Genomic DNA, 6,065 nt, shown 5'->3' with positions numbered 1-6,065 from the left:
ACTCCCAAGGAAACTCCTACGGAAACTCCCAAGGAAACTCCTACGGAAACTCCCAAGGAAACTCCTACGGAAACTCCCAAGGAAACTCCTACGGAAACTCCCAAGGAAACTCCTACGGAAACTCCCAAGGAAACTCCTACGGAAACTCCCAAGGAAACTCCTACGGAAACTCCTACGGAAACTCCCAAGGAAACTCCTACGGAAACTCCTACGGAAACTCCCACGGAAACTCCTACGGAAACTACAGATGATCGCGATTGCATTTGCGAACAGATTACCCTACCCGCGAGCAGTTCGATTCCGGGTCCGAATTCTGTTGCTCGCACTTTCAATGGCACTGACGGCGACGACTTGCTCATCGGCAGCAATCTCAACGACGTTATCAGCGGTTTCAACGGCGACGACATTCTGCTGGGCGAACAAGGCAACGACAATATTTACGGAGGACGGCCCAGCAATATCCCCCTTGGCCCGAATGCAGACAGAGACTTGCTGTTTGGCGGCAGTGGTAATGATTACCTCAACGGCTACGCCGGCGACGATCGCATTTTCGGGGGTAAGGGCGATGATGTGGCCATCGGCGGCAAAGACGATGACTTGATTTGGGGCGACAAAGGCAATGACACTCTAGTTGGGGCTCAGGGTAACGACTGCTTGTTTGGAGGCAGTTTTGACCCGTCTAGCCCTGACTCGAATGGACGCGATTTGCTATTTGGCCGTGCTGGCAATGACTTCTTGAATGGGGGAGATGCTGCCGACACTCTAAGTGGCGGAGAGGGCAACGATACGGTTTACGGCGGCAAGGGCAATGACGTTTTGGTGGGGGGTACTGGCAACGATCTGCTGTTGGGCGATCGCGGCAGTGATAGCATTTGTGGCGGCGACGGGGACGATACTATTTTAGGAGACAGTGCGATCGACTTTAACGGCGAGCCAGATTCCATGTGCGGCGCTGGTGGCAATGATTTGATGTTTGGCAACGGCCGTAGTGACCAGCTATGCGGCGATGAGGGCAACGATACTCTCTACGGCGGCAAAGGTGACGATTGTCTGATTGGGGGTTTGGGCAATGATATTCTCAGCGGCGGCATTGGGCGCGATCGCTTTGTTTTAACAGCAGGTTCCGGTCCCGATCAAATTACTGATTTCACAAAAGGTGAAGATTTGCTGGTATTAGGGGGCGGTCTAACTTTTGATCAACTTAGTATTACCCAAAACGCTAATGCAGCTTTCATCAGGATTGGTCGGAACGGTCAATTGTTGGCTGCTTTAAATGGAGTGCAAGGTAGTGCGATCGATCTGAATGATTTTACCCTCTTGGGGTAAGCATTACATAATCAGCCCTGTTGGGCGTGAATGCCGAGCCTGGTATGTGTATAAGTCGATCGAACGCTTGCAATTTTCTAGTTTGTAGGTACGCACTGCGCTCAAGCAGCGTATTGGTGCGATCGACCGACTTTACCTCATCCTATCGGCTGGCGATCGGCAATAAACTACGTTTATTGCCAATCGCCCCTTAAAAGAAAAAGATTTAACGATAGTAGGCTTCGAGATTTCAAGCATTGGAGGGTCTTCTTCACCACGAAGGCTCTCTCTAAGACTGCACACCCTACAGTTTATCGTTTCCCGGCTCTACCTCGTCTTTAAACTGGAACCAGAGTCGGCTCTAAAGTTGCCACTAATTTGAGATTGTACTCAGCCTCAAAAACAGGCTTTTTATAATCCAAACTCCACATTTCCAGAGCGCAATCGTCCCCGGGATTGAGCGGTTGCAGCCGCAAGTGAAACTCTCGAACTTCCGGGCGGTGTTCGCATTTAAAATCAGAAATTGCGCCAATTTGTCGCCTGTCCAAAGCCACAGCTAACCGTAGAAAAGGATGCAGTTTACTAACGACTTCACGGTATTTCTTAGGCAGAATTAGAAAATTTTCATGCTTTTTTTTGGGAGGATTTTTCCGGTGATAGCGAGCTAAATTGGCAATTACTTCTATCTCTGTTTCGGTGTATCCTAATAACTCACCATTGCGAATTAAATAGTAAGAATGCTTGTGGTGCGCCGAATGACTGACGTACAAACCACTGTTGTGAAGAATCGCGGCTGCCCACAGTAGCTCCCGTTCTTCGGTTCCCCAAGAGTGCAGAATTCCTTGAGTTTGGTCGAACAATTTGAGCGCAAATGCTGCGGTTCTTTCGCTTTGTTCTAAATTGACTTGATATTTGTCAGCCATGTGCAGAATGCTGCGCTGGCGGATGGAACCTTGATAGCGCAAGCGGTTTTCAATCAAACCGTGGCTCAGCATCCAGTCAACAATTACGCCTTCTCGTAAAGAGCGATCGCACACCGTCAGCGATTCCATTCCTAATAGTGTCATCGCTTCTTGCAAAATCAAGGCACCTGCTAAAATAATTTCTGCCCGCTTGTCGGACATTCCCGGAATTGCCAGCCTTTCCGAGTAAGAAAGTTTGCGAAAGCGATTGACTAAATCGCGCAAATCCTTTAAATTTAACTGATATCCGGCTAGGGGACTCGGCACTGTCCCCAACTTTTCGCGAGCGTTAATTGCAGCCAGAGTTTCGATCGTTCCAGCAGTGCCAATCAAGCGCAAGGGTTCGCCCGCAGTGAAGTGAGAGCGCAATTCGTCGATCGGTCTTTCTAGCGAAATCCGAATATAAGCTTGCAAATAAGCAAACTCCTCCTTGCTAATCGGGTCGGTTTTGACAAATTGTCCTGTTAAGCGAACAGCACCAATTTTTGTACTGGTGAGAGAGCGAGCCTCAGAACTGTCTGCTAAAATCAACTCCGTAGAACCGCCCCCAATATCAATAATCACCTGCGACTGATTGTTAAACTCCATACCCGAAAGAACGCCGAGATAAATTCTCCGCGCTTCTTCCTGACCGGAAATCAAGCTAACATTCAGGTCTAATTCTTCAGCAACTTGTTTGAGGAACTCTCGCCCGTTAGGGGCTTCCCGAACCGCACTCGTCGCCACAGCGATAATTTGTTCAGCATTGAAAGTTTTAGCAATATCTTGAAAACGGCGCAGAGTGGCGATCGCCCTTTCCATAACCTCGGACTTCAAGCACCCTGTCTTCACCTCACAATCGCCCAACCGAACCGTATCTTTTTCTCTAGCAATAATCGTAAACGCGGGCAATTTCGGATCGATCCGCGCCACCACCATGTGAAATGAGTTAGTACCCATATCAATAGCAGCAATAATGCGATTTGACTCCGCAGAAGCAAGTGAATTAACCATTGGAGTGTATCGGGGTTGACAGATATTTATGATTATTTCACGAATCCAGTGAGGCATGATATTAAATCAGCCAAAATCGGGAACGGCTGACTGGGCAAGACTTTAACCCTATATTGAATTCCAGCAGAAGTGCGATATGCAGCAGAGATCGTAGGTGATTGTGCCTAAAATTTGATAAAATCTAGAGTTAAAAATATCAAATCTAGAATTGAAATGCTTAAAGAGCCCGATCGCCAACCCGAATCCACATTGCTAACCGTCGTGAGGCTTTTGAGATGGGACAAGCCAGCAGGAAGGCTCATTTTAATGATTCCAGCCCTCTGGGCCGTCTTTTTAGCAGCAGATGGGAGGCCGCCCGCAGCATTGGTGGGCGTGATTGTGTTGGGTACCTTAGCCACGAGTGCGGCTGGATGCGTCATCAACGACTTGTGGGATCGCGATATCGATCCCGAAGTAGAAAGAACGCGATCGCGCCCGCTAGCATCCCGCGCCCTCACCGTGCAAACTGGAATAGGAGTTGCTTTAATTTCCTTTGCTTGTGCGGCCATTCTCGCTTTTTATCTCAATCCTTTAAGCTTCTGGCTGTGCGTCGCCGCCGTACCAGTAATTATCTGCTATCCACTGGCAAAAAGATTCTTTCCAGTGCCGCAATTAGTGTTATCAATTGCGTGGGGTTTTGCCGTTTTAATTAGTTGGAGCGCCGCCGTTGACGAATTAGAATTAGCGACTTGGCTGCTGTGGGGTGCAGTCGTGTTTTGGACGATGGGATTTGATACAGTTTATGCGATGAGCGATCGGGAAGACGATGTGCGTTTGGGGGTGAATTCCAGCGCGATATTTTTTGGGGATAATGCCGCTAATGCTGTGGGTTTATTTTTTGTTGGTACAGTCGGTTTGTTAGTGGCAATGGGAATTAATCTGCACTTGCACATAGGTTTTTGGGTGGCAATTAGTGCGGCGGCGATATTGTGGTTTTTGCAGTACAGTCAACTGCAGAAGGCGGATATTCCTAAGCTTGTTTACGGTCAAATCTTTCGCCAAAATGTTTGGGTGGGGTTTGTATTGTTGGCGGGGATGATTGTTGGGGAAATTTTTTAGTTTTTTGTAGGGCTTTTCCTGCAGGAAACGGGTATGAAACTCGAATGATTGAATTTTGACACAAAAGGTTCACATCGATTTAAGCCTGAAAGCCTCTGTCTATCTGCTTTGTATCCAAGTCTACAACCCCTGCACGATCCTGAAAAAGGGGAACGGGCGATCGCCCGTTCCCCTTTTTCAGGATTGTTCTACGTAAATATACTGCCTTAGTGTTCTCATAAAATTAGACTTTCCCGAGATATTACGGATGCGCTGGCTGCTAAAAACTGATATGTTTTTTTCTATGATACGAAGTTATGCTTCAGTACACAGTATAAAAAAGTACGTATTGTCTCCCGTAGGTATGGAAATTGGGTACAGACAACACTTTCACATCAAGAAAATAAATGTCTAACCGTGCCATTTCCTACTCGTTATCAAAAACTCAGTGTAAAGTTTCATTACAAAACGCAAAAAAAATCCGGCTCAGTCTGATACATACATAGTGACGGAAAGTTAAGCGATTTTAATGACTTTCTAAACTTTTACTCATTGAGTTGAGTTCGCGTGCATTTGTACAGGCGCGACCAAAGTAAAAACCACCCACAAAAAAAAGGAAAAAATACCATGTTTGACACACGATTTACCACTGGCAATAATTCATCCACCTCTAACATTATTCCGTTGACTCGGGGCAATAACCCTTTTGACATCACCCAAGGATTTTTCCCACAGGCCAATAGTATTGGGGTAGGTGGTATGCAAGAACCGCTCCCAACAGGCTTTCCCATCCCGGCGAGTTTTCCCGCAAGCGTAACCGCTTCTAGCCTAGACCCCATCACGGGTGAGGCTATGTCAGGAGTTTATAAAGCTCTAACGGCTTTTGCAACAGATCCGAATTTCACGGATAGGATGAATGTTCCCTTTGGTGAGAGTTGGGACAAGGAGAAAGCGAATGCTTTAAAGGAAGAGTGGTTAACGGGAAATTTTAGTAATATTCCCTTAGTAAAAGTAGTTTCATCAGCAGATATTGGAGGAGGCAATGGCGCTTTTGCAACTGCGACGAATACAATTTATTTATCAAAAGAGTTTTTAGCAGAAAATGCAACGAGATTAGACGCGCTTACGGGTGTTTTATTGGAAGAAGTAGGGCATTTTATTGATTCACAGGTGAATCAGTTGGACTCAGCCGGAGACGAGGGTGAGATTTTTGCCCGAGTTGTGCAAGGAAAGGACTTGAGTCCGGAAAAACTTCAGTTATTGAAGGCTGAGGACGATCGAGCTATTGCACTGATTGAAGGCCAAGAAATCAGCATTGAACAAGCTGTCAGTGTCACTGCCATAGATCCCAGTGCAGCAGAAGTGATTAGCGGTCAAACTCCCAATCCGGGGATGTACAGAATTAGTCGTACTGAAATTCCCACTGCACCCCTAACAGTGCCTTATACCATGAGCGGTACGGCTATCAATGGTACTGACTACAATCTCCTCAATGGCACTGCCACAATTCCAGCAGGTCAGGTTTTTGCCGATGTGCCATTGAATGTGATTAATGACACTTTAATTGAAGGCTCTGAAACCGCAATTCTGACTCTATCTACTTCCCCTAACTACACTCTGGGAGCGACTAAAGCTGCTACGGTCAATATTATCCCTCCCGATCTGGCGCCTAATACTCTGCCTACAGCACGTGCAGTTACGGTGGGTTCTACTTCTACTACGTGGAGT

Annotated in this window: 4 protein-coding genes; 3 read left to right on the top strand and 1 reads right to left on the bottom strand. The window is 46.9% G+C overall.

Translation table 11 applies throughout. The features are described from left to right. Nucleotides 1–1,326 (top strand): calcium-binding protein (locus QUA71_RS28690; protein ID WP_333290347.1); only part of this gene is annotated, 1,326 nt, incomplete at its 5' end. 317 nt (nt 1,327–1,643) lie between these two features. Here the strand turns inward: QUA71_RS28690 and QUA71_RS28685 are convergent. Continuing rightward, complete coding sequence (locus QUA71_RS28685; protein ID WP_333290345.1) at nt 1,644–3,260, bottom strand: Ppx/GppA phosphatase family protein; 1,617 nt, start codon at nt 3,258–3,260, stop codon at nt 1,644–1,646. Nucleotides 3,261–3,473: 213 nt separating this feature from the next. Between QUA71_RS28685 and QUA71_RS28680 the strand changes: the two genes are divergently transcribed. Beyond that, a complete protein-coding gene (locus QUA71_RS28680; RefSeq protein ID WP_333290343.1) occupies nt 3,474–4,358 on the top strand; it encodes a 4-hydroxybenzoate solanesyltransferase in 885 nt (294 codons plus the stop codon). Between the two features lie 606 nt (nt 4,359–4,964). After that, on the top strand, nt 4,965–6,065 hold a 1,101-nt coding region (locus QUA71_RS28675; protein ID WP_445243838.1), incomplete at its 3' end, for a Calx-beta domain-containing protein.

The sequence above is a fragment of the Microcoleus sp. MON1_C5 genome (genome assembly GCF_036701875.1).
GTDB lineage: Bacteria > Cyanobacteriota > Cyanobacteriia > Cyanobacteriales > Microcoleaceae > Microcoleus.
The sequence above is the reverse complement of the archived record's forward strand: the minus strand, read 5'-3'. Positions and strand labels throughout refer to the sequence as shown.

Bases quoted from the DNA above. Each gene is read 5' to 3' on its own strand.
- QUA71_RS28685 (WP_333290345.1), bottom strand. From the start codon at position 3,260: ATGGTTAATTCACTTGCTTCTGCGGAGTCAAATCGCATTATTGCTGCT.
- QUA71_RS28680 (WP_333290343.1), top strand. From the start codon at position 3,474: ATGCTTAAAGAGCCCGATCGCCAACCCGAATCCACATTGCTAACCGTC.